The organism is Sporolactobacillus inulinus, from assembly GCF_006539285.1.
In the GTDB taxonomy this organism is placed as follows: domain Bacteria; phylum Bacillota; class Bacilli; order Bacillales; family Sporolactobacillaceae; genus Sporolactobacillus; species Sporolactobacillus inulinus.
In genome coordinates, this window is the sequence record NZ_BJMS01000176.1 from 1 (window position 1) to 2,626 (window position 2,626).

At 41.9% G+C, this 2,626-nt stretch carries 2 protein-coding genes; one reads left to right on the plus strand and one right to left on the minus strand.

Annotated elements, in window-relative coordinates:
• Positions 1-124 precede the first annotated feature (124 nt).
• Complete coding sequence (locus SIN01_RS14470; RefSeq protein WP_047035299.1) at positions 125-562, minus strand: MarR family winged helix-turn-helix transcriptional regulator; 438 nt, start codon at positions 560-562, stop codon at positions 125-127.
• Positions 563-784: 222 nt separating this feature from the next.
• Between SIN01_RS14470 and SIN01_RS14475 the strand changes: the two genes are divergently transcribed.
• Positions 785-2,458: an alpha-keto acid decarboxylase family protein gene (locus SIN01_RS14475; RefSeq protein ID WP_010027529.1), complete on the plus strand. Its 1,674-nt coding sequence runs from the start codon at positions 785-787 to the stop codon at positions 2,456-2,458.
• The last annotated feature ends 168 nt before the right edge of the window (positions 2,459-2,626 follow it).

Consider the following 2,626-nt stretch of genomic DNA (forward strand, 5'->3'; position numbering starts at 1 on the left):
CCTGGTTTTTCTTATTAATTAAATGTTGCTTTTTTAAGGGGAAACTTCCTTTGTCGATGTTCCCCGTTATGATTCAACAAACAGAGGAATCATAGATCTGCAAATGAGCAATCCGTTAATTTTTTCAATGTCTCTGTTTATTAATTTGCGTATTAAATTGCTGCTGCCCTGGACGGACTTTTGCAAGAGCGTTCATGACATCAATCCACGCTTTTTGATGATTTGATCCGAGAGAGTCAAAGATTGTCTTCATCTGTTCTCTTTGTACATGGCTAAGTTTACTTTCAAGCTGCTTTCCTTGCTCCGTCAGATAGAGCAGTTTGTAGCGTTTATCGTAATCTGCCTGAACCATCTTGATCAGATTTTTTTCAGATAAGAGTCTGAGCGGTGCATTGAGTGCTTGCTTTGTAACTTCGAGGATCGAAAGAAGGTCATTCACGGTGATCCCTGGGACTTGAGCAATAAAATAAAGAATGCGGTGGTGCACACGCTGTATGCCATACTTTTCAATGATTTGGTCTGGTTTCTCGGTAAAGGTTCGGTATCCGAAATAGAAAAGCATGAGAACCTTGTTTAGCTGCTGTTCTTCCTCATTCACGTTTTTCTAACTCCTTTCGTACTGATTTAGTAGTATAGCATAAAAGGAGGACCGATGTCGTACATAATTTTCAAATAGGACAATATGGTTGACTTATTAAAACGCTCAGTCTATACTTTCTATAAAGGTCAACAGTATTGACCTAATACTCTTTCATAAATTTTTAAAGTGAGGGGATAGGAAGAAATGAGTACAACGTACACAATTGGGCGTTATTTGGTCGACAGATTAGGTGAACTTGGCATTCGACACATTTTTGGTGTGCCTGGGGATTATAATCTTTCGTTTCTTGATACAATTATTGAGCAACCGGCACTTGAATGGGTAGGAAACTGTAACGAATTGAATGCGGCTTATGCTGCGGATGGTTATGCGCGCATCCATGGTATTGCCGCATTGGTCACAACATTCGGCGTTGGCGAACTCAGTGCAGTGAACGGAATTGCTGGTTCACGAGCTGAACAGGTGCCCGTAGTTAAAATTACAGGCTCTCCTGCATCAAAGGTTGCAGAAGAAGGTCGTCTTGTTCACCATACATTAGGTGATGGCGAGTTTAATCATTTTTCGAAAATGTACAAAGAGGTCACGGCCGCTCAAACAACTCTGACAGCAGAGAATGCAACAGAAGAAATTGACCGGGTACTAAGAACTTGCTGGTACGAGAAGGCGCCGGTTTATATCAATCTTCCGGTAGATATACATGGACTTCCGGCGAAGCAGCCAAAGGAACCTTTGCTTAAAGAAGACTCTGCAGCATCAGCAAATACGATCAGCGAAATGCTAGAAACGCTCATCCCTGTGATTGAAAAGGCAAAGTCACCAGTCATTTTGGCAGATTATCAAGTCTCTCGGTTTCATGGTGAAGAAGCATTGAAACGTTTTGTGGAAGCGACTGGGTTCCCTATCGCAACACTGAGCATGGGGAAGGGTGTCTTTAATGAAGAACATCCTCAATTTATTGGTGTCTATAGCGGAAAAACAAGTCCTGATTATTTGCGAAATCGGATTGATCATGCAGACTGCATAATAAGTATTGGGGTTAAATTTACTGATTCGATTACGAGCGGTTTCTCACAAGGCTTCAAGGAAGAGTCTGTAATCCACATAGCACCTAAGGAAGTCAACTATCGGAACGAAGTTTATTCAAAAATAGCGATGGATGAATCACTCAAACAATTGGCAGGAATGCTGAAAAAGCGTGAGGAGCAATCTCTGAATATTATCCCAGTTACAGAGCAGCAGAGAGAAGAACCTTTCTATGTGAAAGATGATCAGGCACTGACACAGAAACGTTTTTGGGAAATGATTCGACTTTTCATTCAGAAAGACGATGTGGTTGTTGCCGATCAAGGGACTTCATTTTTTGGTGCGCAGACAGTCCCTCTTAAAGAAAATGTTACCTACATTGGACAGCCCCTATGGGGATCAATCGGCTATACATTACCAGCGACACTTGGCGCGCAGCTTGCCGATCTGTCGCGGCGCAACCTTTTGCTGATTGGTGATGGAGCATTTCAGTTAACTTTTCAAGAAATTTCAACCATGTTACGCGAAAATCTTCATCCGATCATTTTCGTGATCAATAATGACGGCTATACGGTTGAACGCTCAATCCACGGACCTGAAGCCTCATACAATGATATTAAAATGTGGCGCTATGCAGATATTCCGGCCGCTCTCGGTGGCAACAAGAATTTTAAAAGCTACAAGACGAATACAGAAGGCGAATTTGCGGATGCCCTTAAGGATATCGCTGAATCACCGGATGTCTTGAGATTTGTTGAGGTGGTTACTCAGAAGATGGATATGCCTGAATTATTGACCACCCTCGGTAAAATTTTTGCTGCTCAGAATGACTGACGGGAATAGATTCTATAAAATTGTAATGAGAAGGTGTCTCAAGAGTCCATGGACTCTTGAGACACCTTTTTCTATTGCGGATAAATCGTGAAGACCAACATAATTTTTTAACACGGCCACTAATTAGGTACAGATTTTAGGTGAAGCACGAAGGTTACAGACATCGCT

Excerpts from the sequence above, each read along its gene's own strand:
- SIN01_RS14475 (WP_010027529.1), top strand. The coding sequence starts at position 785 with ATGAGTACAACGTACACAATTGGGCGTTATTTGGTCGACAGATTAGGT.
- SIN01_RS14470 (WP_047035299.1), bottom strand. The coding sequence starts at position 562 with ATGCTTTTCTATTTCGGATACCGAACCTTTACCGAGAAACCAGACCAA.